The 265-nt window shown below is 64.2% G+C and carries 1 pseudogene; it reads left to right on the top strand.

The annotated features are described in order from the left end of the window. Window positions 1–265: pseudogene (locus tag ACOZK4_RS26025) on the top strand (alpha/beta hydrolase); the annotation flags it as partial.

The raw sequence follows: 265 nt of genomic DNA on the forward strand, positions 1-265 counted from the left end.
CGGCTGGTTCTCCTGTCCACCGTTGCGGGGCGCACGCCGGAGGAGCGAGAGCGCGTCCTTGCCCGGTTGGCCGCTCTCCAGGCCGGCACGCCCGCCGATCACCACAATGCCTCGCTTTCCCGCTGGTTGACGGAGGCCTTTCAGGAAAAGAACCCCGAAATCATCGACCGGCTTCGCGCGCGCGATGCGGAAAACGATCCGGATTGCTACGCGTCCGCCTACAGGGTGCTTGCCGAAACCGATTTTGGCGGTTTTATCGACCAGA

The sequence above is a fragment of the Shinella sp. M27 genome (assembly GCF_049199905.1).
Lineage (GTDB): Bacteria > Pseudomonadota > Alphaproteobacteria > Rhizobiales > Rhizobiaceae > Shinella.